This window comes from Streptomyces viridochromogenes (assembly GCF_001270495.1).
GTDB lineage: Bacteria > Actinomycetota > Actinomycetes > Streptomycetales > Streptomycetaceae > Streptomyces > Streptomyces viridochromogenes_A.
This window is the reverse complement of the sequence record NZ_LGUR01000230.1, coordinates 23,059-45,988: the sequence shown is the minus strand read 5'-3', so window position 1 is coordinate 45,988 and position 22,930 is coordinate 23,059. Positions and strand designations below refer to the sequence as shown.

20 protein-coding genes are annotated in these 22,930 nt (G+C 71.7%); 15 read left to right on the top strand and 5 right to left on the bottom strand.

The features are described 5' to 3' along the window. Nucleotides 1–27 precede the first annotated feature (27 nt). Entirely contained in the window at nt 28–1,020 is a 993-nt protein-coding gene (locus ADK36_RS33760; RefSeq protein WP_048580175.1) for a ferredoxin--NADP reductase, read from the bottom strand. A gap of 64 nt (nt 1,021–1,084) precedes the next feature. Between ADK36_RS33760 and ADK36_RS33755 the strand changes: the two genes are divergently transcribed. Genes ADK36_RS33755 through ADK36_RS33725 form a run of 7 tightly spaced genes read left to right on the top strand, consistent with a single transcriptional unit; the run spans nt 1,085 to nt 9,281 of the window. Beyond that, nucleotides 1,085–2,671, top strand: a complete 1,587-nt coding sequence (locus ADK36_RS33755) for an AMP-binding protein (protein ID WP_199830301.1) — start codon at nt 1,085–1,087, stop codon at nt 2,669–2,671. Between the two features lie 11 nt (nt 2,672–2,682). Continuing rightward, on the top strand, nt 2,683–3,861 hold the full coding sequence (locus tag ADK36_RS33750; RefSeq protein ID WP_053200170.1) for an amidohydrolase family protein: 1,179 nt from the start codon (nt 2,683–2,685) through the stop codon (nt 3,859–3,861). After that, on the top strand, nt 3,858–5,300 hold the full coding sequence (locus ADK36_RS33745) for a FadD3 family acyl-CoA ligase (RefSeq protein ID WP_053200167.1): 1,443 nt from the start codon (nt 3,858–3,860) through the stop codon (nt 5,298–5,300). The genes ADK36_RS33750 and ADK36_RS33745 overlap by 4 nt, the downstream gene beginning before the upstream one ends. Then, nucleotides 5,297–6,874 (top strand): methylmalonyl-CoA mutase family protein, encoded by a 1,578-nt coding sequence (locus tag ADK36_RS33740; RefSeq protein WP_053200163.1) that lies wholly within the window; start codon nt 5,297–5,299, stop codon nt 6,872–6,874. Before ADK36_RS33745 ends, ADK36_RS33740 begins: the two co-directional genes overlap by 4 nt. Beyond that, nucleotides 6,874–7,287, top strand: a complete 414-nt coding sequence (locus tag ADK36_RS33735) for a cobalamin B12-binding domain-containing protein (RefSeq protein WP_053200161.1) — start codon at nt 6,874–6,876, stop codon at nt 7,285–7,287. Before ADK36_RS33740 ends, ADK36_RS33735 begins: the two co-directional genes overlap by 1 nt. 3 nt (nt 7,288–7,290) lie before the next feature. Beyond that, nucleotides 7,291–8,247, top strand: coding sequence for a TIGR03564 family F420-dependent LLM class oxidoreductase (locus tag ADK36_RS33730; protein ID WP_048580170.1), 957 nt, complete (start codon nt 7,291–7,293; stop codon nt 8,245–8,247). Next, nucleotides 8,244–9,281 carry a CaiB/BaiF CoA transferase family protein gene (locus ADK36_RS33725; protein WP_053200156.1) on the top strand — a complete coding sequence of 346 codons (1,038 nt, stop codon included), beginning with the start codon at nt 8,244–8,246 and terminating at the stop codon, nt 9,279–9,281. The genes ADK36_RS33730 and ADK36_RS33725 overlap by 4 nt, the downstream gene beginning before the upstream one ends. Nucleotides 9,282–9,305: 24 nt before the next feature. Here ADK36_RS33725 and ADK36_RS33720 read toward each other — a convergent pair whose 3' ends face one another. Then, nucleotides 9,306–10,073, bottom strand: a complete 768-nt coding sequence (locus ADK36_RS33720; RefSeq protein WP_048580168.1) for an SDR family NAD(P)-dependent oxidoreductase — start codon at nt 10,071–10,073, stop codon at nt 9,306–9,308. 171 nt (nt 10,074–10,244) lie between these two features. Here ADK36_RS33720 and ADK36_RS33715 point away from each other — a divergent pair, with 171 nt between their 5' ends. From ADK36_RS33715 to ADK36_RS33700, 4 genes are all read left to right on the top strand, one after another. Continuing rightward, nucleotides 10,245–11,006, top strand: coding sequence for an SDR family NAD(P)-dependent oxidoreductase (locus ADK36_RS33715; RefSeq protein ID WP_048580167.1), 762 nt, complete (start codon nt 10,245–10,247; stop codon nt 11,004–11,006). 103 nt (nt 11,007–11,109) lie between these two features. Beyond that, nucleotides 11,110–11,763 carry a TetR/AcrR family transcriptional regulator gene (locus ADK36_RS33710; protein WP_053084647.1) on the top strand — a complete coding sequence of 218 codons (654 nt, stop codon included), beginning with the start codon at nt 11,110–11,112 and terminating at the stop codon, nt 11,761–11,763. 72 nt (nt 11,764–11,835) lie between these two features. Continuing rightward, nucleotides 11,836–13,161, top strand: coding sequence for an acyl-CoA dehydrogenase family protein (locus ADK36_RS33705; protein WP_048580166.1), 1,326 nt, complete (start codon nt 11,836–11,838; stop codon nt 13,159–13,161). After that, on the top strand, nt 13,158–14,222 hold the full coding sequence (locus tag ADK36_RS33700) for a phosphotransferase family protein (protein WP_048580165.1): 1,065 nt from the start codon (nt 13,158–13,160) through the stop codon (nt 14,220–14,222). The genes ADK36_RS33705 and ADK36_RS33700 overlap by 4 nt, the downstream gene beginning before the upstream one ends. Nucleotides 14,223–14,447: 225 nt before the next feature. On the opposite strand, the gene ADK36_RS33695 is transcribed toward ADK36_RS33700, so the two are convergent. After that, nucleotides 14,448–15,215 (bottom strand): SDR family oxidoreductase, encoded by a 768-nt coding sequence (locus tag ADK36_RS33695; RefSeq protein WP_048580164.1) that lies wholly within the window; start codon nt 15,213–15,215, stop codon nt 14,448–14,450. A gap of 53 nt (nt 15,216–15,268) precedes the next feature. Between ADK36_RS33695 and ADK36_RS33690 the strand changes: the two genes are divergently transcribed. The 4 genes from ADK36_RS33690 (at nt 15,269) to ADK36_RS33675 (ending at nt 21,218) form a co-directional block, all read left to right on the top strand. After that, a complete protein-coding gene (locus tag ADK36_RS33690; RefSeq protein WP_048580163.1) occupies nt 15,269–16,702 on the top strand; it encodes a class I adenylate-forming enzyme family protein in 1,434 nt (477 codons plus the stop codon). After that, nucleotides 16,695–17,825 (top strand): thiolase family protein, encoded by a 1,131-nt coding sequence (locus ADK36_RS33685; RefSeq protein ID WP_053200154.1) that lies wholly within the window; start codon nt 16,695–16,697, stop codon nt 17,823–17,825. Before ADK36_RS33690 ends, ADK36_RS33685 begins: the two co-directional genes overlap by 8 nt. Before the next feature lie 374 nt (nt 17,826–18,199). Further along, the gene (locus tag ADK36_RS33680; RefSeq protein ID WP_048580161.1) at nt 18,200–19,708 is read left to right on the top strand and encodes a PucR family transcriptional regulator; all 1,509 of its coding nucleotides are present in this window, start codon (nt 18,200–18,202) and stop codon (nt 19,706–19,708) included. A gap of 205 nt (nt 19,709–19,913) precedes the next feature. Continuing rightward, on the top strand, nt 19,914–21,218 hold the full coding sequence (locus ADK36_RS33675) for a diaminopimelate decarboxylase (protein ID WP_053200152.1): 1,305 nt from the start codon (nt 19,914–19,916) through the stop codon (nt 21,216–21,218). Nucleotides 21,219–21,262: 44 nt separating this feature from the next. Here the strand turns inward: ADK36_RS33675 and ADK36_RS33670 are convergent, their stop codons facing one another. Continuing rightward, nucleotides 21,263–22,060, bottom strand: coding sequence for an acyl-CoA thioesterase (locus ADK36_RS33670; RefSeq protein ID WP_048580159.1), 798 nt, complete (start codon nt 22,058–22,060; stop codon nt 21,263–21,265). Nucleotides 22,061–22,070: 10 nt separating this feature from the next. After that, on the bottom strand, nt 22,071–22,928 hold the full coding sequence (locus ADK36_RS33665; RefSeq protein WP_048580158.1) for an acyl-CoA dehydrogenase family protein: 858 nt from the start codon (nt 22,926–22,928) through the stop codon (nt 22,071–22,073). Nucleotides 22,929–22,930 lie beyond the last annotated feature (2 nt).

The window sequence follows — 22,930 nt, the reverse complement described above, 5'->3', positions numbered from 1 at the left end:
CGTCGGGCGGGTGCGGATGCTGCCGGGTCAGTCCTCGTACACCACGGTCACGTCCGTGGTCGTCGGCTCGGCCTGGCAGGTGAGCACGTAGCCCTCGGCGACCTCGTCGGGGTCCAGGGCGTTGTTCACCCGCATCTTGGCCTCGCCGGCGGTCAGCCGGGCCATGCAGGTGGCGCAGTCCCCGGATTCGCAGGAGAACGGCGGCGTGAAACCGGCCCGGCGGGCGCTCTGGAGCAGGGTCTCGCCCGGTCGCTGCGGCACGGTACGGCGCTCGCCCCGCAGGTCGACGGTGACGGTGCCCGCGACGGGCTCGGGCGGAGTGGCGGGCGCCTTTTCCGGTGCCGCCGGGGTGAACCGCTCGACAAAGAGATGCTCGGGGGCCACCCGGTGGCTCTTCAGGGTGTCCTCCACCAATGCCATGAACGGCTCCGGCCCGCAGAGGTAGTGGTCCGCGTCGGAATCGGCGAGTGTCCCTATCGTCTCGGCCGTGACCAGTCCGTCCCGGTCGTCCAGGTGGTGCCGGACGGTGAGCCGGCCGGGGTGGCGCGCGGCGAGCGTGTCCAGTGCCTCGCGGAAGATGGCGGCGTCGGTGTTCTGATGGGCGGTCAGCAGGCTGACGCTGCGGCGCGTCGTGGCCAGCGCGCTTTTGACCAGGGAGAACACCGGAGTGATGCCGCTTCCGCCGGCGTACGCGACGAGCGGCCGGTCGGCGACGTCCCCGCGCAGGCAGAACGAACCGCCGGGCAGGGTGGCCTCCAGCGTGTCACCGGGCCTCAGCCGCTCGTGCATCCAGCCGGAGACCAGCCCGCCCGGCACCCGCTTGACCGTGACACACACCTCGGTGTCCGTGTCGGGTGAGGACGACATCGAGTAGCTCCGCAGCGTCCCGCACACCTTGAAGGTCAGGAACTGCCCGGCCCGGTAGGGGAAGCGCGCGTCGAGGGCGAAGGTGCGGGTGTCCGGTGTCTCGTCGACGACCCGGGTGATCCGCACCGGATGGAAGCCATGGTCCCGTGCCATGTATGGAACTTACCTTCTCCCTATGGGAGAGTGCAATTCTCCAAACGAGGGAGGAGTATCTGTCATGGCGACGATTCCCCCCGGCGCCCTGCGGTCAATTCCGCCCGGGCTCGTGGCGCGCTACGAGTCCGAGGGCTGGTGGACCAGCGAGACCCTGGGCGAGATGCTGGCGCACGGGCTGGGCAAGTCCGGGGACGTGGAGTTCCGCGTGCACTCCCAAGTTCGGCCCTGGAGAGGGACGTTCGCCGACGTGGAGCGGACGGCGCGGCGGCTGGCCGCCGGCCTGCGGGCGCGTGGCGTCGACCCGGGTGACGTGCTGGTCATGCAGCTCCCCAACTGGATGGAAGCGGCCGCCGTGTTCTGGGCCGCGGCCTTCCTCGGTGCCGTCGTCGTCCCGGTGGTCCACTTCTACGGGCCCAAGGAGGTCCGCTACATCGTCGAGGCCACCCGACCGAAGGCGTTCTTCGCCGCCGGGCGCTTCGGGCGGACGGAGTTCCGTCCGGACCTGTGTGCGGAGGTGCCGGTCGTCGGTGTCGTCGGGCGGGACTTCGACGAGCTGCTCGCCGACGAGCCGCTGGCCGGCGTCCTGCCGGTGGACCCGGACGCCCCCGCCCTCATCGCTTTCACCTCCGGCACCACCCGCGACCCCAAGGGTGTCATCCACAGCCACCGCACCCTCGGCTATGAAACCCGGCAGCTGGCCGCGAGCTATCCCCCGGACCGAGGGCGGCAGTTCACGGTCGCACCGGTCGGCCACTTCATCGGCATGATCAACGCGTTTCTCATCCCGGTCCTCGACGGCACCCCGGTCAATCTCGGCGACTCCTGGGACCCGGCCCGGGCGCTCGCCCTCATGCGGGACGAGGGGCTCACCGTCGGCGGCGGGGCGACGTACTACATGACCAGCCTGCTCGACCATCCCGACTGCACCGAGGAGCACATCGCGCGTCTGAAGTACGCCGGACTCGGAGGTGCATCCATCGCCTCCGTCGTGACGACCCGGCTGGAGACACTCGGCATCACCGTCTTCCGCGCCTACGGCTCCACCGAGCATCCCTCGGTGACCTGTACTCCGTACGACGGCCCTGCCGGCAAGCGTCTGCACACCGACGGGCTCGCGCTGCCCGGCGCGGAGGTCCGGCTCGCCGAGGACGGCGAGATCCTCACCCGCGGCCCCGACCTCTGCCTCGGCTACACCGACCCGGAGCTCACCGCCGCCGCCTTCGATGCCGACGGCTGGTACCGCACCGGCGACATAGGCGTGCTCGACGCCGACGGCTGGCTGACCGTCACCGACCGCAAGGCCGACGTCATCATCCGGGGCGGGGAGAACATCAGCGCCCTGGAGGTCGAGGAGGTCCTGCTGGGGCTGGACGGTGTGGCGGAGGCGGCCGTGGTGGCCGTGCCGGACCCGCGCCTGGGGGAGCGGGCCGCCGCCGTCCTGCGCATGCTGCCCGGTTGGTCGGCCCCGAGCCTCGCCGAGGTGCGCCTGCACTTCGGCCGGGCGGGGCTGGCCCGTCAGAAGTGGCCCGAAGTCGTGCACAAGGTCGAGGACTTCCCGCGCACCCCGAGCGGCAAGGTGAAGAAGTTCGTCCTTCGCAAGCACATTGCCACTCCCTCAATGCGAGAATACGATTCTCGCAATCGGTGAAGGAGGATCTCATGCCCTCTCGTGCACTCGCGTATCCGCTCTTCGACGCGGACAACCACCTCTACGAGACCCAGGAAGCGCTCACCAAGTACCTCCCCAAGGAGTACGAGGGCGCCATCCAGTACGTGAACGTCGGCGGCCGTACCAAGATCGCGATACGCGGGCAGATCAGCGAGTACATCCCGAATCCGACCTTCGAAGTCGTCGCCCGCCCCGGTGCCATGGAGGAGTACTTCCGGGTCGGCAACCCCGACGGCAAGACCCGCCGGGAGATCTTCGGGGAGCCCATGCGGTCCATCCCGGCCTTCCGCGAACCGGCGCCGCGTCTTCAGCTGATGGACGAGCTCGGCATCCAGCGCAGCCTGATGTTCCCGACGCTGGCGAGCCTCATCGAGGAGCGGATGAAGGACGACCCGGAACTGATCCACGTCGTCGTCCACTCCCTCAACCAGTGGCTGCACGACACCTGGGGCTTCACCTACAAGGACCGCATCTTCACCGTCCCCGTCATCACCCTGCCGATCGTCGAGAAGGCGATCGAGGAGCTGAACTGGGTCGTGGAGCGGGGCGCCCGCGCCATTCTCATCCGTCCGGCGCCGGTCCCCGGCTTCGGCGGCACCCGGTCCTTCGCGCTGCCCGAGTTCGACCCGTTCTGGAAGCGGGTGGTGGAGACCGGCGTCCTGGTCGCCCTGCACTCCTCCGACAGCGGCTACTCCAACTACGCCAACGACTGGGAGGGCCAGCGGCGCGAGTTCCTGCCCTTCAAACCCAACGCCTTCCGGCAGGTCAACGAGTGGCGGCCGATCGAGGACGCCGTCTCCTCGCTGATCTGCCACGGCGCGCTGTCCCGCTTCCCCGAGCTGAAGGTCGCCGTCATCGAGAACGGAGCCTCGTGGGTGGAACCGCTGCTCAGCCGACTCGCCGACGTCCACAAGAAGATGCCCCACGAGTTCCGGGAGAACCCGGTGGACGTCTTCAAGCGGCACATCCACATCAGCCCGTTCTGGGAGGAGGACATGGCCGAGCTCGGAAACCTCATCGGTATCGAGCGCGTCCTGTTCGGCTCCGACTACCCCCACCCCGAGGGGCTCGCCGACCCCGTCACCTACGTCGACCACCTCCCGAAGCTGTCCGAGGAGGACAAGGCCAAGGTCATGGGCGGCAATCTGGCCCGGCTGATCGACGCATGACCACCGCCCGTACCATCCCCGAGCTGGTGCTGAGCACGGCCGACCGGTTCGGCGACGCCGAGGCGGTCGTGGACGGCGAACTGCGCCTGACCTTCACCGAGCTGGCCGACCGGGTCCGCCGCACCGCCGGGGCGTTCGCCTCGGCGGGCGTCGGCCCGGGCGACCGGGTGGCGCTGTGGGCGCCCAACTCGGCCGAGTGGATCGTCGCCGCGTTCGGCCTGCTCACGGCCGGCGGGGTGCTGGTGCCGGTGAACACCCGCTTCCTCGACGAGGAGGCCCACGACATCGTCGTACGCAGCGGTGCCAAGGCGCTGCTCGTCCAGAACGGCTTCCTGGACCGGGAGTTCACCGGCCCGCCCGGCGTCCCCGTCATCGACCTGAAGACCTCCTGCTTCCTCGACTCCGGCGACCCGCTGGACCCCAAGGTCGACGAGCACGACGTGGCCGACATCGTCTTCACTTCCGGCACGACGGGCCGCCCCAAGGGCGTGATGACTACGCACGGCCAAACCCTGCGCCTGTACGCCGAGTGGTGCGACCTCGCCCAGCTCCGGCAGGGCGACCGGTACCTGATCGTCAACCCGTTCTTCCACATCTTCGGCTACAAGGCGGGCCTGGTCGCGTCGATGATCCGGGGCGCGACCGTCCTCCCGGTGGCCGTCTTCGACGTGGACCGGGTACTGGACCTCGTGGAGAAGGAGCGGGTGACCGTCCTGCCGGGACCGCCGACCCTGTACCACTCTTTGCTGGAGGCCGGCGCGGGCCGCGACCTGTCCTCCCTGCGGGTCGCGGTGACCGGTGCGGCGGACATCCCGGTCGAGCTGGTCCGGCGCATCACCACCGAACTGCCGTTCACGCACCTCATGACCGGCTACGGCCTCACCGAGGCAGGCACCGTCACCGCGTCCCGGCCCGGCGACCCCTACGAGGCCGTCGCCACGACCGTGGGCAAACCGTGCGAGGGCTTCGAGGTGCGTGTCGCCGAGGACCAGGAGGTGCTCGTGCGCGGCTACTCCGTCATGCGCGGCTACCTCGACGACCCCGAGGCCACCGCCGAGGTCGTCGACGACGACGGCTGGCTGCACACGGGCGACCTCGGCGAACTGGACGCCGAGGGCCGGCTGCGGATCGTCGGCCGCAAGAAGGACATGTTCGTCGTCGGAGGCTTCAACGCCTACCCCGCCGAGATCGAGGGCTTCCTGCTGAGGCACCCGGCGGTCGCCCAGGCCGCCGTCATCGGCGTGCCCGACGAGCGGCTCGGCCAGGTCGGCAAGGCCTTCGTCGTCCCGCGCACCGAATTCGCCGGGATCACGGAGGCCGAGCTGATCGCCTGGGCGCGCGAGCGGATGGCCGGCTTCAAGGTGCCCCGCCACGTCGAGTTCCGCACGGAACTGCCGCTGAACGCCACCGGAAAGGTGATGAAGGACCAGCTGTCATGACCCAGGACTTCCGCACTGCCTCCGGCATCCCACTCAACCCGGTGTACGGCCCCGCGGACCGCCGCGCCGAACCCCCCGACCCGGGCACGTTCCCCTTCACGCGCGGCAACTACCCCACCGGCTACCGGGGCCGCATCTGGACCCTGCGCCAGTACTCCGGTTTCGGCACCGCCGAGGAGTCCAACCGCCGCTACCGCTACCTCCTCGACCAGGGCGGCACGGGCCTGTCGGTGGCGCTCGATCTGCCCACCCAGTGCGGCTACGACTCCGACGACCCGGAGTACGCCGACGAGGTCGGCCGGGTCGGGGTCGCGCTGGACACCCTCGCCGACGCCGAGATCCTCTTCGACACCCTTCCGCTGGACCGGATCAGCACCAGCTTCACCATCAACGGCACGGCGGCGATCCTGCTCGCCTTCTACGTCGCCGCCGCCGAGAAGCGCGGCATCCCCCGGGCGAAGCTCACCGGCACCATCCAGAACGACATCCTCAAGGAATACGCCTCGCGCGGCACCTGGATCTGGCCCCCGGAACCCTCGCTGAGGCTCATCGCGGACACCATCGAGTTCTGCGCCGCGCAGGTGCCCCGCTTCAACGCGATCTCCGTCGCGGGGGCGCACTTCCGCGACGCGGGCGCCAACGCCGTACAGGAGATGGCGTTCACCCTCGCCGACGGGGTCACCTACTGCGAGACGGTGCTCGAACGCGGCCGGATGACCATCGACCAGTTCGCCCCGCAGATCTCCTTCTTCTTCTATACGCACGGCGACTTCTTCGAGGAGGTCGCCAAGTACCGTGCGGGACGCAGGCGCTGGGCGACCATCGTGCGCGAGCGGTTCGGCGCGACCACCGACAAGGCGTGCATGTTCCGCTTCGGCGTCGTGGCCGGCGGAGCCTCCCTCTACGCACCGCAGGCCCGCAACAACACCGTGCGCGTCGCCTACGAAGCGCTCGCCTCCGTGCTCGGCGGCGTGCAGTCGATGTTCACCGCCGCCTGGGACGAGCCGTTCGCCCTGCCGAGCGAGGAGTCGGCCACACTCGCCCTGCGCACCCAGCAGGTCCTCGCGCACGAGACGGGCGTGACGAAGGTCGCCGACCCGCTGGGCGGCTCGTACTTCGTGGAGGCCCTCACCGACGCCACCGAGGAGCGGATCGTCGAGATCATGGCCGACCTGGAGGCGCACGGCGGCATGGTGCGCTGCATCGAGGACGGCTACCTCCAGGGACTCATCGCCGACGAGGCGTGGCGGCTGCACCAGGAGACCGCCTCCGGAGAGCGGCCGGTCGTCGGCGTCAACCGGTTCACGGTGGACGAGCCCCCGCCCGACCTCGCCACCTACGAACTCGACGCCGAGGGCCGCGAGCGCCAGCTCAAGCGGCTCGCACGGGTCAAGGCCGAGCGCAGCGCAGCCGAGGTGCGCGCCCGCCTCGACGACCTGCGGCGGGCCGCCGAAGGAGACACCAACCTGATGGACCCGCTCGTCGCCTGCGCGGGCGCCTACTGCACCGTCGGCGAGATGGCCGACGCCCTGCGCGCGGTGTGGGGCGAGTTCCGGCAGCCGGTGGTGTTCTGATGACCGCGGCCGTACCCGTACCCGTACGCGTACTTGTCGCCAAGCCCGGGCTCGACGGCCACGACCGGGGAGCCAAGCTGGTCGCCCGCGGCCTGCGGGACGCCGGGTTCGAGGTGGTGTTCACCGGCATCCGGCACCGCGTGGACGACATCGCCGTCACCGCCGTGCAGGAGGACGTCGCCCTGGTCGGCCTGTCCATCCTCTCCGGCGCCCATCTCACCCTCACCCGCCGCACGGTCGACGCGCTGCGCGCCGCGGGCGGCGACGACATCCCCGTCGTGGTCGGCGGCACCATCCCGGCCTCGGACGTGGCGCGGCTGCGGGAGGCCGGGGCCGCCGGGGTGTACCCCACGGGCACCCCGCTCGACGCGATCGTCGCGGACATCCGCGCCCTGACAGCCCCGGAGGTCTGAGAGATGCGAGTCGGAGTGATGAGCGGCCCCGAACGGGGGGACGCCGCGCACAAGGCGGCCCGCATGGTCGACGACGCCCGCTGGGCCGAGGAGGCCGGCTTCGACACCGTGTGGGTGCCACAGGTGCCGACCGACTTCGACGCCCTGACTGCCATCGCCCTCATGGGCCAGGCCACCGAGCGCATAGAACTGGGCACCGCGGTCGTCCCCGTCCACGCCCAGCACCCGATCGCGCTGGCCCGTCAGGCCGTGTCCGCGCAGGCTGCGGCGGGCGGACGGCTCACGCTCGGCGTCGGTGCCTCCCACCACTGGATCGTCCGCGACATGCTGGGCCTGCCGTACGAGAAGCCCGCGGCGTACACCCGCGCCTACCTGGAGGTGCTCAACTCGGCGCTGTCCGGGGGCGGTTCGGTGGACATCGAGAACGACGTCTTCCGCGTCCACAACCCGCTCACCCTCGCCCCGGTCGCCCCCCTGCCGGTCCTGATGGCCGCGCTGGGCCCGGTGATGCTGCGCATCGCGGGGGAGTACACCGACGGCACGGTCCTGTGGATGGCGGACGAGCGGTCGGTCGCCGAGCACGTCACCCCGACGATCACCAAGGCTGCCGAGACCGCGGGCCGTCCGGCACCCCGCATCGTCGCGGGCATCCCGGTGTGTCTGTGCGCACCGCACGAGGCCGACGCCGCGCGCGAGCGCGCCAACCGCATCCTCGGCGAGGCCGAGGTATCCCCCAACTACCAGCGCCTGCTGGAGTACGGCGACGCCCGCGACGTCGGCGACCTGTGCGCGGCGGGTGACGAGGCGGCCATCAGGGCCCGCTTCAGGCGGTTCGCGGACGCGGGGGTGACGGATCTGTCGGTGCGGCTGCTGCCCCTGGGGAACGGGCGGGACGAACTGGTCGCCTCGAAACTGCGCACCCGTGACGCGGTGGCCGCGATAGCGGCGGACCTGCGGTGAACGGCCCGCTGGCCGGCCTGCGCGTGCTGGAGGTCGGCCACATCCTGGCCGGCCCGTACGCCACCATGCTGCTCGCCGACCTCGGCGCCCGGGTCACCAAGGTCGAGCCGCCCGGCGGTGACCTGTCCCGGCAGGTCTCCGACGCCTATTTCGCCAGCCTCAACCGGAACAAGCGCTCGGTCCGAGTGGACCTGAGCGCCCCCGCCGGCCAGGACCGCCTGCACGAGCTGGTGCGCGACGCCCACGCCCTGCTGGTCAACCTCAAGCCGTCCGCCATCGAGCGCTTCGGCCTGACCTACGAGGCCCTGAAGCCCTACAACGAGCGCCTGGTGTGCGTGGCCCTCACCGGCTGGGGCATGGACGCCGGCGACATGCCCGCCTTCGACTACGTCGTCCAGGCCGCCACCGGCATCGCGGCCCTGACGGGCGATCCGGACGGGCCGCCCTCGCTGCCCGGCTACTCCTCGGTCGACAACTCGGCCGGAATGGCCGCCGCACTGGGACTGCTGGCCCAGATCGTCTCCGGACGCGGCGGCCAGATCGAGGTGTCGCTGCGCGACGTGATGCTCTCCCAGCTCAACTACCACGCCGCCGCCTGGCTCAACGACGGCACGGCCCCGCGCCGCCTCGGAGGCGCCCACGCCTACTACGTCCCCGCCCAGCTCTTCCCCACCGCCGAGGGGCACCTCGCGCTGTTCATCACCCACGACGGCTTCTGGCGCTCCTTCGCCGCCGAGGCCGGCATCGAGGGCTACCCGACGATGGCCGAGCGCGCGGCGCACCGCGAGGAAGTGGTGGCCGCGGTGACAAAGGCGCTCGCCGCCGACTCGGCGGTGAGCTGGGAACGCCGGCTGCGCCCGCTGGGAGTCCCCGCGGCGGCCGTACGCACGCTGCCCCAGGCACTCGTCGAGTTTCCCGACGCGGTCGTGCGGGCCGGCGAACACCGCCTGGTCGGGAGCCCGTTCCGGATCGCCGGGCACCAGCCGTCGTACGGCCCGCCGCCGCGCCTCGGGGAGCACGACGGCACGGCTTAGAAGCCGCCCCGGCCCAGGGGACCGCTACGGCATCCCGCCGTCCACCCGCAGCGTCGCTCCGCTGGTGTACGACGAGGCGTCCGACACCAGGTACAGGGCGGCGCCCACCACCTCGTCGGGGGCGCCGACGCGTTGCAGCGCGTGCGGGCGCACCCCTTCGGCGAGCTGCTCTGGGTTCTCCTGCCAGCCCCGGGTGGCCCACGTGGCGAACGGGCCGCACATCAGCGTGTTGACCCGCACCGTCGGCCCGAGCGCCTGCGCCAGACCCACGGTCACCGCGTTCAGCCCGGCCTTGGCGGCCGAGTACGGCACGATCGCCGGGCGCGGCCGGATCGAACCGGTGGAGCTGACGTTGACGATCGCACCGCCGCCGGCCTCGGCCATGCGCCTCCCGGCCAGCACGGACAGGCGGAAGGGACCCTTGAGGTTGAGGCCCAGCACCGAGTCGAACATCTTCTCCGTGACCTCGGTCAGATCGTCGTACACGGGGGACATGCCCGCGTTGTTGACCAGCGCGTCGATCCTGCCGAACCGCTCGTGGACCGCGTCGACCAGGCCGGGCAGCTCGTCCCAGCGGCCCACGTGCACGGCGTACGGCAGTGCCGCACGCCCTGTCTCCTTCTCGATCTCCGCGCTCACCGCGGCGCAGGCGTCGTACGTCCGGCTGGCGACGACGACGTCGGCGCCGCAGCGTGCCGCAGCGAACGCCATGGCCCGTCCGAGCCCCCGGCTGCCGCCGGTGACGAGGACCACCCGGCCGGTGAGGTCGAACAGCGCGTCTGCGTACCCCATCCCATTCCCGTCCTCTTGAAGTGCCGAAGCCGCCCGTTCCCTGGCGCACTCCGCTGCGAGATTAGTATTCTCGGAATCGTAGAACAGCATTCCCGCATTGTGGTGATGGGCGTTCGCGGAAAGTTCAGGCACTCGCCTGCCGGGCCGCCCAGGAGAGCGGAGGCGGACATCGTGCGAGGTCTGAAGGACAAGGTCGTCCTGGTGGCGGGTGCGGCCACCGGGCTGGGCGCCGCCTCGGCGTGCAGGCTGGCGCGGGAGGGGGCCAGGGTCGTCGTCGGCGATCTGAACGCCGACGGGGCCGAGGAGACCGCCGACGCAATCCGCGCCGGGGGCGGCGAGGCGGTCGCGGTGGAGTTCGACATCTCCGACGACACCTCGGTCGGGCACTTGGTCGCGGCCGCGCTGCGAACCTACGGCGGTCTGGACGCCGTGCACGTCAACGCCGGGGACATGGGCGCGGTCCAGAAGGACACCGACGTCGTCGACATGGACCTCGCGATCTGGGACCGAACCGTCGCCGTCAACCTGCGCGGTCACATGCTGGTCTCCCGTCACACCGTGCCCGCGCTCCTCGCCCGCGGCGGTGGCGCGATCGTGTACACCTCCTCCATCGCCTCGTTCACGGGTGATGCCAAGCGGCCGGCGTACGCCGCGACCAAGGCGGGCATCAACGCCCTCACCCGCCATGTGGCCTCGCGCTGGGGCAGGGACGGCATCCGGGCCAACGCGGTCGCGCCGGGACTCGTCCTGACCGCCGACATCGAACGGGGCGCGCACCCGGAGATGCTGCGGAGCATGCTCGCCCGGACCCGCAGCACGCGTCACGGCCGGGCCGAGGACATCGCCGGCATGGTGTCCTACCTGCTCTCCGACGAAGGCGAGTGGATCAACGGGCAGGTCGTGAACGTCGATGGCGGGACCGTCCTTCGCTGACGCGCCCGGCCGGGTGCCGTGCGGCGCGGTGCGTGACGAGCCGTCTGCCGCAGGCCGACGGCGGCGCGGCCTGGATTCCCCACTTCCGAGACGGTGAGCGACGATGACATCCGAGACCGACCTCTCCCGGGCGGCCCGGCCGGCTGCGCCCGGCCGGACCCGGGCGCCGGAAGAAGCCGCCCGCGGCGAGGCGCGGGCTCTGCTGGACGCCGGGCTGGCGCTCATGGTGGCGGCCGGCGGGCGACGCCCGCGCGTGGCCGACATCGTGGTCGCGGCCGGCCTGTCCAACGACGCCTTCTACCGTTTCTTCGCGAGCAAGGACGCCCTGGTCGAGGCCATCGTCGAGCGCGGTGCGCGCACCGTCGTCGGCTACGTGCGACACCGGATGGCGCGGGCGGCCGAGGACGGACCGGAGGCCCGGCTGCGCGCCGGGATCGAGGCGGTGCTGCGGCAGGCCTCCGACGAGGATCTGGCTCGGCAGACCCGGGCCGTCCTGTCCAACGCCACCGGGCACACGCCCCGCGCCGCGCACGTCACCGTCGCCCTCGTGGACGCCCTCGCCGCGCTGTTCGCGCAGCCCGCGGCCGAGCTGGGAGCGGGCGACCCGATGCGTGCCGCTCGCACCACGGCGGGCGGGGCCGTCGCGGCCCTGCAGTACTGGTTGTTCACCGAGGAGGCGCCCGGGCGCGCCGAGACCGAGCACCTGGTCGGCTTCCTCCTCGCAGGTGTGCGAGCCCCCGACTCCCGTCGCCGGTAGGTGCGATAGCTATGCGTGAGAATGAGGTTCTGCTAAATTCAGAATCATATTCTGACGGAAGGTGGGTGCGTCATGTGGGACTTCAGTACCGATGCCGCGTTCCAGGAGAAGCTGGACTGGGCCGCGGCGTTCGTCCGTGAGGAGATCGAGCCGCTCGACGTGCTGTTCCCGGGAAACGCCGAGCCGTACGACCGGGACAGCGAGGTCTTCCGCGAAGTCGTCCGGCCGCTTCAGCGGCGGGTGCGCGAGCAGGGTCTGTGGGCCGCCCACCTGCCGCCGTCGCTGGGCGGCATGGGCATGGGCCAGGTCAAACTCGGCCTGCTGAACGAGATCCTTGGCCGCTCGGGCTGGGCCCCGATGGTGTTCGGCACCCAGGCCCCGGACTCGGGCAACGCGGAGATCCTCGCCCACTACGGCACCGAGGAGCAGCAGAAGGAGTACCTGGAGCCGCTGCTCGACGGACGGATCGTCTCGACGTTCGCGATGACCGAGCCGACGGGCGGCGCCGACCCGGGCGGTTTCACCTGCCGCGCGGTGCGTGACGGCGACCAGTGGGTGATCGACGGCGAGAAGTGGTTCGCCTCCAACTACCCCCACGCCGCCTTCGTCATCGCCATGGTGATCACCGACCCGGACGTGCCCGTACACAAAGGCGCCTCCATGATCCTCGTCCCGGCCGGCACCCCGGGCATGGAGATGGTGCGCGGCACGGGCCTGGCCGGCGAGCCGCTCGGCCAGGGTGTCCACGCCTACCTGCGTTTCACCGGCTGCCGCGTACCGGCCGAGAACCTGCTCGGCGAGCCCGGCTCCGGCTTCCTGATCGCGCAGACCCGGCTCGGCGGTGGCCGGTTGCACCACGCCATGCGGTCGGTCGGCCAGTGCCGGCGCGCCCTGGAGATGATGACCGAGCGGATTGCCTCCCGCCGCACCCGGGGCGGCCCGCTCGCCGACCAGCAGTCCGTGCGCCATCAACTGGCCGACACCTGGATCCAGATCGAGCAGTTCCGCCTCCAGGTCCTGCACGCCGCCTGGCACATGGACCGGGCGAACGGCACGGGCGACCCGGCGGACGCCCGCCGCGCCCGGCTCCACGTCTCCGGTGTGAAGGTCGCCACGCCCAAGGTCCTCGTCGACGTCGCCTACCGCGCCCTGCACCTGCACGGCGCGCTCGGCGTCTCCAACGAGCTGCCGCTGGCCCGGATGTGGCAGGCCGGTCCCACCCTCGGCGTCGCCGACGGCCCCACCGAGGCACACCAGGACGTCGTCGCCCGGCTGTTGCTGAAGGAAGCGGTCCCGGCGGACGACCCGCTGTTCGGCTCGGAACATCTGCCCACCCGGCTGGCCGCGGCCCGCGCGAAGTACGCGGACCGCCTGAACGAGATGGCGGTGACCCGGTGACCTCGCAGAAGGAAAGCAACACCGAGGACGCCACGCCCGACCTCGACCGCCTCAACGCCTGGTCCGGCCTCGCCGACCTCCCCGGTGACGGCCCCGTCATCGCCCTCGACTCCCTTACCGGCGGCGCCCAGAACCTCCTGTTCACCCTCCGCCGGGCCGACGGCACCGAACTCGTCCTGCGCCGCCCCGGCCGCCACCTCCGGTCCGGCGCGTCCGACGCCTTCCGGCGCGAGAGCCGCGTCCTGACGGCTCTCGCCGGCACCGACGTACCCCATCCGCGCCTGTACGCGAGCGTGCAGGACGATGCGGTGCTGGGCGCACCCTTCTCCGTCCTGGAGAAGATCGACGGCTTCATGCCCCGGGGGCAGCTGCCCGGCCGGTACGCGAAGGACGCCGGGTGGCGGCGCTCGGTCGCCTTCGCCCTCGTCGACGGCGCCGCGCGCCTCGCCGCCGTGGATCCGTCCGCGCACGGCCTGGCCGACCTCGGCAGGCCGGAGGGCTGGCTGGAGCGGCAGACCCCCAAGTACCTGAAGATGCTGCACGGCTACCGCACGGAGCCCGCCTACTGCGAGACCGAGAACTCGCAGGTGGACCCCGTCGCCGACTGGCTCGCCGCGCACACCCCGAAGCAGGGCGCGACCGGAATCGTCCACGGCGACCTGCAGTTCGCCAACGTCATGTTCGCCCACGACGCCCCGCGCCTCGCCGCCATCGTCGACTGGGAGATGGCCTCCCTCGGCGACCCCCTCCTCGACCTGGCGTGGATCCTCACCGCCTGGCGCGAGAAGGACGACCCGCCCGGCAGCGACCCCCAGTTCCAGCCCTGGGACGGAGTGCCCGGCCGTGCCGAACTCGTCGCGCACTACGCCGAGTCGACCGGCCGGGACGTCTCCGCCTTCCGCTGGTACCAGGTCCTGGCCTGCTTTCGCCTGGCCGCCCTCCTGGAGGGCAGCTACGCCCGCGCGCTCGCCGGGAAGATGAACCGCAAGCTGGGTGACGGGCTGCACGCCTACGCGGGGTGGCTGTGGGCCAAGGCCCGCCAGGAGATGGAGCGTGCCTGAGCCCTGGAAAGGGCTCAGGTCCCGTTCGCCGGCGGTGCTACGTCCGGCCGCCGATCGTCGTGGTGGGCGTGCCGGTCGCCCGGAAGGCCATCTGCCAGAGATCGATCCGGCCGGGGGCGGCCCGTACGGCCTCGCCTCGCCAGCCTGCGCCCCGGTGGTGATGCCGACCAGGGCCACCAGGACGATGAGCCTCTGGCCCTGGTACGCAGAGACTCCTTCAGGGGGCTATTTCGGTGGGAACCTCAACGCGCCGTCCAGGCGGACCACTTCACCGTTGAGGTAGTCGTTCTCGCACAGGTGGTGGACCAGTGCGGCGTACTCCTCCGGACGTCCCATGCGCCGCGGATGCGGCACCTGGGGGCCCCAGTACGCCTCCAGGCGGTCGGCTGCCTTCCCGTACGCGGGAGTGAGGACCGTGCCCGGGGCGACGGAGACCACACGGACGCCAAGAGGCGACAGATCCCGGGCGGCGACCAGCGTCATGGCACTCACCCCGCCTTTCGCGGCGGCGTACGGCAGTTGGCCGATCTGGCCCTCATACGCGGCGATGGACGACGTCGTGACGATCACGCCGCGCCCGCCGTCCTCGTCGTGTGGGGTGGTGCGTGCCAGTGCCGCCGCGGTCATGCGCATGACGTTGAAGACGCCGGTCAGATAGATGTCGACGGTGGCGCGGAAGCCGGCGAGATCCAGGGGCGAGCCGTCCTTGCCGACGAGCCGGCCGCCGCTCGCCGGACCGCCGTGACAGTCGACGGCGATCCTGAACTCGCCCGCCTGCTCGGCCGCCGCCACCGCGTTCGCCACCGAGTCCTCGTCCGTCGCGTCCGTGCGGACATAGCGCACGTCGAGCTCCTCGGTCAGGGCCTTGCCCTTGTCGTCGGCGAGGTCGGCGATCACCACCCGGGCGCCCGCCGCGTGCAGTCGCCGCACCGTGGCCTCACCGAGGCCGCCCGCGCCTCCGACCACCAGGGCCGCCGTATCCTCGATCCGCACGTCATTCCCCTCTCTTGCGAGTGACGCTCTGAGTGTATGAGAATGACGTTCTCATGAATATAGCCGTGATCCTGGAAATGGCCGCCTCCGCGGGGGACCGGCCGGCCGTCACAGAGGGCGGCCGCTCGCTCTCCGCGGCCGAGCTCCATCGCCTCGCACAACACGCGGCCGACCGCTTCCGTGACCGCACCGCGGTCCTTTACCTGGGGCCGAACCACCTCGCCTACCCCGTCGCCCTGTTCGGCGCGGCGCTGGCCGGTATCCCCTTCGTCCCCCTCAACTATCGCCTCGGCGAAGAGCAGTTGGATTCCCTGGTCCTCCGGCATCCTGGAGCCGAGGTGCTGCACCCGGCCGATCTCGACGCGCTGCTGACCCCACCGCGGGGCGAGGCCGAGCGACGGCCCGTCCCCGAGGACCGCGACGCCACCGCCGTCGTCCTCTACACCAGCGGTACCACCGCGGCCCCCAAGGCGGCCCTGCTGCGCCACCGCCACCTGCTCGCCTACGTGTTCAACACCCAGGACTTCGGCTCGGCGGAGGTGTCCGACGCGAGCCTGGTGGCACTCCCGCCCTACCACGTGGCCGGCCTGATGAACCTGCTGACCAACCTGTACGCCGGCCGTCGTGTCGTCTACCAGCCCGCCTTCGGTCCCGCCGACTGGCTGGCCACGGTGCGCCGAGAGGGCGTCACCCACGCCATGGTCGTCCCCACCATGCTCGCCCGGATCACGGCGGAGCTGGGGGACGCGCAGGCCGATGTGCCGACCCTGCGCAGTCTCGCCTACGGCGGAGCGCGCTGCCCCCGCCCGGTGGTGGAGCGGGCGCTGCGGCAGTTCCCGCGGACCGGTTTCGTCAACGCATACGGGCTGACGGAGACCGCCTCGTCCGTCTGCGTCCTGGGCCCTGACGACCACAGGCAGGCGATCATCTCCGACGACGCGGCGGTACGGGACCGCCTCGGCTCCGTGGGCCGTCCGCTGCCGGGCGTCGAGGCCGAGATCCGGGACGAGGGCGGAAAACCCCTCGGACCGGGCGAGACGGGACTCGTCTTCGTGCGCGGGGAGCAGATCTCCGGCGAGTACGCGGGGGCGAGCGGCAGTGACACGGACGGCTGGTTCGCCACCCGCGACCGGGGCCGGCTGGACGAGGACGGCTACCTCTTCATCGAGGGCCGCGCCGACGACACCATCATCCGGGGCGGGGAGAACATCGCCCCCGCCGAGATCGAGGACGTACTGCTCCAGTACCCGAGCGTGCGCGAGGCCGCCGTGCTGGGGCTGCCCGACCCGGAGTGGGGCCAGCGCCTGGTCGCGGTGCTGGTCGGGGCCGGCGATCCGGACGAGATCCGGTCCTTCGCGAAAGAGCGCCTGCGTTCCTCCAAGACGCCGGACACGGTCGTCTTCCGCCCCGAACTGCCCCGCACGCCCACCGGGAAGCTGCTGCGCCGCGCCCTGGTCGCCGAACTGGAAGAGGCCGCCGATGCCTGAAGCCGTGCTCGTCGCCGCCCTGCGCACCCCGATCGGCACCGCCTTCAAGGGGAGCCTGCGCGACACGTCCGCCTACGACCTGGCGGACCGTGTCGTCGCGGCGGTAGCCGAAGGACTGGACCCGGACCTCGTGGACGACCTGGTCCTCGCCGAGTCGCACTACGGCGGCGGGGTCGTCGCCCGCCACGCGGCCGTGACGGCGGGCCTGCCACAGCTGCCGGGGCTCGCCCTGAACCGGCACTGCGCGGCCGGACTCGCCGCGGTCTCGACCGCGGCGGCATCCGTCCGGGCAGGCATGGAGCGGCTGGTGCTCGCCGGTGGCGTCAACTCCGCCTCCACCGCGCCCAAGCTGTCCTTCCTGGGCGGTGAACGCTGGGTGCCGCCCTCCCACCCCGACCGCCCGGACGCCCCCAACCTCGACATGTCGATCACGGTCGGCTGGAACACCGCCGTAAGGGAAGGTCTCACCCGCGAGGAGATGGACGCGTGGGCGCTGCGCTCGCACCGCAACGCCGTCCGGGCACTGGACGAAGGCCGCTTCAAGGACGAGACCGTGCTGGTCGACACCCCGCACGGCCCCTTCGAGGCCGACGAGCACCCGCGGCGTGACACCAGCGCCGCGAAGCTCGCCGCGCTCAAGCCGCTCCACCCCGAGATCGAGGGCTTCTCGATCACGGCGGGCAACGCCTGCGGCGCCAACGACGCGGCGGCGGCCGTAGCCGTGGCCGACGAGCGACTCGGCCTGCCCACCCTGGCCAGGGTCCGCTCCTGGGCTTCCGTGGCCAGGGATCCGGCCGAGACCGGCCTGACCCCCACGTACGCCATCCCCAAGGCGCTCGGGCGGGCGGGCATGACGCTGTCCGACGTGGACCTGTTCGAGATCAACGAGGCGTTCGCCTCGGTGCCACTCGCCGCGGTCCGCCACCTCGGCCTCGACCCGGACACCGTCAACGTCAACGGCAGCGGCTGCTCATTGGGCCACCCCGTCGCCGCCACGGGCGCGAGGATGGTCGTCACGCTTGTCCACGAACTCCGTCGCCGGGGCGGGGGAGTGGGCGTCGCGTCGATGTGCGCGGGCGGGGGGATGGGGTCGGCGCTGGTCCTGGAGGTGCCGGCGCCGTGACGGCACCTGAGGAGGGCCGGAGCGGGAGGCCCGGGTCATGGCCGGGGGTACGCCGGTGAACCCTGTTCCGAAGCAGAGGAGATCGCGGTCGGCGGCCGCCCACAGCGTATGTGTGACGCACCTGCTGGTCCATACCTGGCAGCCCCGGGCGCCACACGATCAGTAGGCTGGGTTCGACCGCGATCTACGAACCCCCACGGCGACTGTCGTGATTTCCAGTGCAGGGGCCGCTCATGCAGGCAGGTGGTTCTTACCCCTCTCACCGGCCCTCGACGGCGCCCGGTCCGACGTTGGAAGCTCTGCTGTCGGTGGTGGGGGCCGGGGTCCTTGAGCTGTATGCGGCTCCCCACGGCTTGGCGGTTCCTGTACAGGGCGTGACCGTGTGGGACGCGCTGGATCCGGGGGTGTTGCCGGGGCAGGTTCTGCTGGCGGTCGGGGTCGACCCCGGTTCGAGCGCTGCCGCCGACGTGATCCGGGCGGCGGGCCACGCCAGGGCAGTGGCCGTGGTCTTCGGCCCGGACTTGCCCGGACGGGCGAGGCCGGTGGTGCGTTCGGCGGCCGCGGATGCGGGTGTGGCGGTGTTCTTTCGCACGGCATGGGTCGCCTGGGCGCAGTTGGTGGGCGTGCTGCGGGCGGGACTGACCGCTGTCGGCTGCCCGGCCGATCCACAGATCGCACGGGTGACTCTGGGTGATCTGGAAGGATTGGCCGACGCGGTGGCCGCCTTGGTCGGTGGGGCGGTGACGATCGAGGACCTGCAGTCACGCGTACTCGCCTACTCGTCCACGGACGAGGACGTGGACGATATGCGCCGACGGACCATCCTCGGTCGCCGAGTGCCGGACTCGGCGGTGACCGCGATGAGGGAGACCGGCTTCTTCCGGCTGCTGTGGGGTTCGGGGGATGTGGTTCACCGGCCGGCTGAGGAGGATCTCCCCGAACGGTTGGCCATCGCGGTCACTGCCGGTGGCGAGGCGTTGGGCTCCCTCTGGGTGGCGGCCGCCGGGCGGTCGTTGCCGGAGACCGCGGCGGACGACCTGCGGGCCGCCGCGCGGGCGGCCGCACCGCACCTTCTCCACCACCGCTCCCGCCGGGCCGGGCAGCTGCAGGTGGTGCAGGAGACGGCGCGCGCCTTGCTGGAGGGTTTGGGCTCCGCCGAGGCGCTGGCAGCACGCACCTCGCTGCCGGTCGAGGGCCGGTGCGCGGTGCTGGCGGTGCACGCCGGACGCGGTGGTCGGGACGAGGACCGCGTTCCGGATCTGGTGGCCGTGCAGTGTGCCGCGCACGGGCATGAGGCGGTCGTGCTGGCGGTCACCGGTGGTGTGCTTGTCCTGGTGGGTGGATTGGCACCGGACGCCGAGTCCGCCGCGGCACAGGTGGCGCGGTTGGGTGAGGCCCTTGCCGGGAAGCTGTCAGCGACCCTCGCCGCGCGGGTGTGCGTCGGTGTCGGGGAGGTGGGAGCGCACCTGCAGCAGGCGGCCGAGTCCCGGCGGACGGCCGACCTGGCGCTGCGAGCACTGCTGTCCCGCGACGGACTCGGCACCGTCGCGCGGGTGGGCGAGGTCGCCGAGACGGTGACGATGCTGCGCTTCGCCGATGCGCTGCGCGAGATGCCGCTGCCGCCGGAGCTGCCGGTGACACGTTTGGCCGCGTACGACGCCGAGCACGGCGGAGCCTTGATCGACACACTGCGTGCCTACCTCGATCACTTCTCGGACGTACCCGCCGCATCCCGGGCGCTGGGCATCCACTCCAACACGTTCCGTTACCGCATCCGCCGGGTGCGTGAGGTGTGCGGCATAGAGCTGGACGATCCAGAGGCCCGGCTCCTGGCCCATCTGCAACTGCGCCTCATGAGTCACGACAACGCCGACGATCGCTGAGGTCGTCGGCGCGCACCACTGCGGCGGGTCGCGTTCGTGCCCTGGCACGACGACGCACCGGTCGCGCGCGGCCCATGGTCAGCGGGCGCGTGCCGGAGCTGAGAAGTGTGGTCGCCGGGACGAAGACGCCGTATCGGCGGTGCGGGAGTCTGGGGCTTGTGCGTCCGGTGCGCCCGGGCGATCACTCCGACGACCCGGAAGGTGCATGGTGACCGGCTCCCAGGCAGCACTGCGACGCGAACGTATCCTCACCGCCGCGATACGACAGCGGCTCATCGATCCGGACGACGCGCTGCTCGCGGGGTTTGTCGACCTCGACGGCGTCGCCGACAGCGTCGCGGCGCTTCAGCAGGCCTTCCGCGGCTCGGTCTCCGTGCTGCATGCCTTCGCGGCGAAGGCGAACCCCTTGGTGCCGCTGCTGAAGGAGCTTCGAGGACTCGGCATGGGCTGCGAGGTGGCCAGTGCCGGGGAGCTGGCCCAGGCCCTGGCCGCCGGCTTCGCCCCCGAACAGATCGTTTTCGACTCCCCGGCGAAGACTCGCGCGGAACTCCGCCAGGCACTGGAACTGGGTGTCGCGGTGAACGCGGACAACTTCCAGGAGCTGGACCGCATCGGCGACCTCCTCGCCACGTGTTCGTCGACCTCGCGGATCGGGATACGGATCAACCCCCAGGTCGGCGCCGGCTCCATCGCAGCGAGCAGCACCGCGACAGCGACATCCAAGTTCGGCATCGCGCTGGAGGACGACGGCAACATGCAGCGGCTGCTGCGCGCTTACCGGGAGCATCCCTGGCTGACCTGGGTGCACGCGCACGTCGGATCACAGGGCTGCCCGCTCGACCTGATCGCCGAGGGCATCGCGAAGACGGTCGCGTTCGCCGACAAGGTCAACGCCGAAATCGGCCGGCGACAGATCACCGGCATCGACATCGGCGGCGGACTTCCGGTCGACTTCGACACCGACGACACCACCCCCGGCTTCGACACCTACGTGGCTCACCTGCGCGATCACGCACCTGCCCTGTTCACCGGCGCATACCGGATCGTCACCGAGTTCGGTCACTCGCTGCTCTCCAAGAACGGCTTCACCGCCGCCTACGTCGAGTACACCAAGACCTCCGGGGGACGCCCGATCGCCATCACCCACGCCGGCGCCCAGGTCGCCACACGCACTGTGTTCCAGCCGGACTCCTGGCCTCTGCGCGTCGCGGCACACCACCCCACCGGCGCCCGCAAGACCGGACCACTGGTGGCGCAGGACATCGCCGGCCCTCTCTGCTTCGCCGGCGACGTCATCGCCCGAGCCCGTCGCCTGCCCGCGCTCGTGCCGGGCGATGTCGTGACGATCCTCGACACCGGCGCCTACTGCTTCTCCGCCCCCTACCACTTCAACACTCTGCCCGAACCCGCCGTCTACGGAGTCCGCACCGGTCCGCGCGGAGATGTCCGATTCGAACTCCTCCGGCCCGCTCAGACCATCGACGACCTCGTCACCCGAGCGAGCCACTGACCCGCCTCGGCCCCGACGGGGCGTCGCACGGCGTCGGCCACCCTTCATGCAGGGAACCGCAACAACGCCTCCTGTGCGTACGACGCGAGCAGCGTGCCGTCCACTGTCAGGACGTCCCCGCGGCCGAAGCACCGCCCGTGCGCGGCGAGCGGGCTGTGCTGGCGCAGCAGCAACCAGTCCCCGGTGGTGAACGGCCGGTGGAACCACACGGTGTGTGCGGTGACGGCCGAGGCGAACGCACGGCCCGCCTCCGCCTGCGTCACGCCCTCCACGGGACGTAGCGCGGTGCCGATGGGCGTGAGGTCGGAGGTGTAGGCGAGGAGGGCGGGTGCGAGGGCGCGGGGAGCGTCCGGGATGAGAGTCCACAGCTCGTACTCGGGCGGCTCGGACTTCCCGGTGTCGAGATCGGTCGCCGCCCTCGACTCCCAGGGCAGCAGGCCCAGCTCGACGGCGCGTTCGGGCCCGGGAAGCGTCGGCGTGGGGTCGGCCGTCTGGCGGCCGGGTCCCTCCTCCCACACGTGCAGGCTCGCGTTCGCCACCGCGACGACTCCCCGTTCCTGGCGGGCGGTCAGCCGTACGGTCGCGAAGGTGCGCCCCTGCTGTGGCACCTCGGTCTCGTAACGCACGGGTTCACCCGTGTGCCCTTCCCGCAGGAACTGCGTGTGGAGCGATTTCAGCCCCTTGCCCGGCACGGCGAGCTGTGCCGCGCAGGTGAACTGGGCGAGCAACTGTCCGCCGAACAGCCGCCGGTACTGCAGGTGTTGCGAGCGGCCCTCGTAGGTGCCCGGCCCGCAGGGAGCGAGGTCGAGACAGCCGAGCAGGTCGTTCCACGGGTCGGTCACGGGGTGCCCCTCACAGGTCGACGAGGCGGGGCGCGCGCGCCTCACGCAGCAGCAACCGGCCGGCCTCGCGGGTCAGTTCACGGGTGGAGCCGAGCAGTCCGTCGAGCACCAGGGCACGTTTGACGTGCCGGTGCAGGGCGTGCTCGGCGGTGAAGCCGATACCGCCGAGCGCCTGCTGGCAGTGGCGGGCCGCGGTGAGCGCGGCCCGGCCGGCGGCGGCTTTGGCGAGCAGCGCGCCGGTGTGGTGCAGGGCGTCGGCGTCGTCCAGCGCTTCGGTGTCCTGCACGGCGGGGCGGTCCGTATCCGGAGCCCCGGCCGCGACCAGCACCGCCTCCGCCGCCTCCAGTGCCACATACGTCTCCGCCAGCCGGTGCCGCAGGGCCTGGAAGGAGGCGAGGGGACGGCCGAACTGCTCGCGGTCCAGCACGTGTTCGCGGGTGAGCGTCAGCATGGCCCGCCCGGTGCCCAGCAGCCACCAGCCCAGAGCCCGGCGGCCCGCCGCCACGGCAGGCGCGGGAAGGTCATCGGGTTCGGCGTGGCGCAGCGGGAGCCCGGGATCCAGTGGGCCGGCCGGGCCTCCCGCGCCCCGCAGCCACCGCACCCAGGCCCCGCCCGCGTACGGCAGCGGCGGCGTACCCCCGAGCGGGCGGCCCGCCGCCAGCAGGACGACGTCGTTGAGGACCGGGGCCTGGGAGCCGGTCTCTCCGAGCAGCCGGAACACCAGCGGGATCGCGGTACCCGGTTCCTCTGCGAGCATCTCCGTCCAGCCCAACTCGGCCAGGGCGGCGCCCGGTTCGGCTTCCGGCCCGCTCGTCGTCAGGGACTTGCGCAGGGCATCTTCCAGCAGCGCGCGTTCAGCGGCGTCCACCG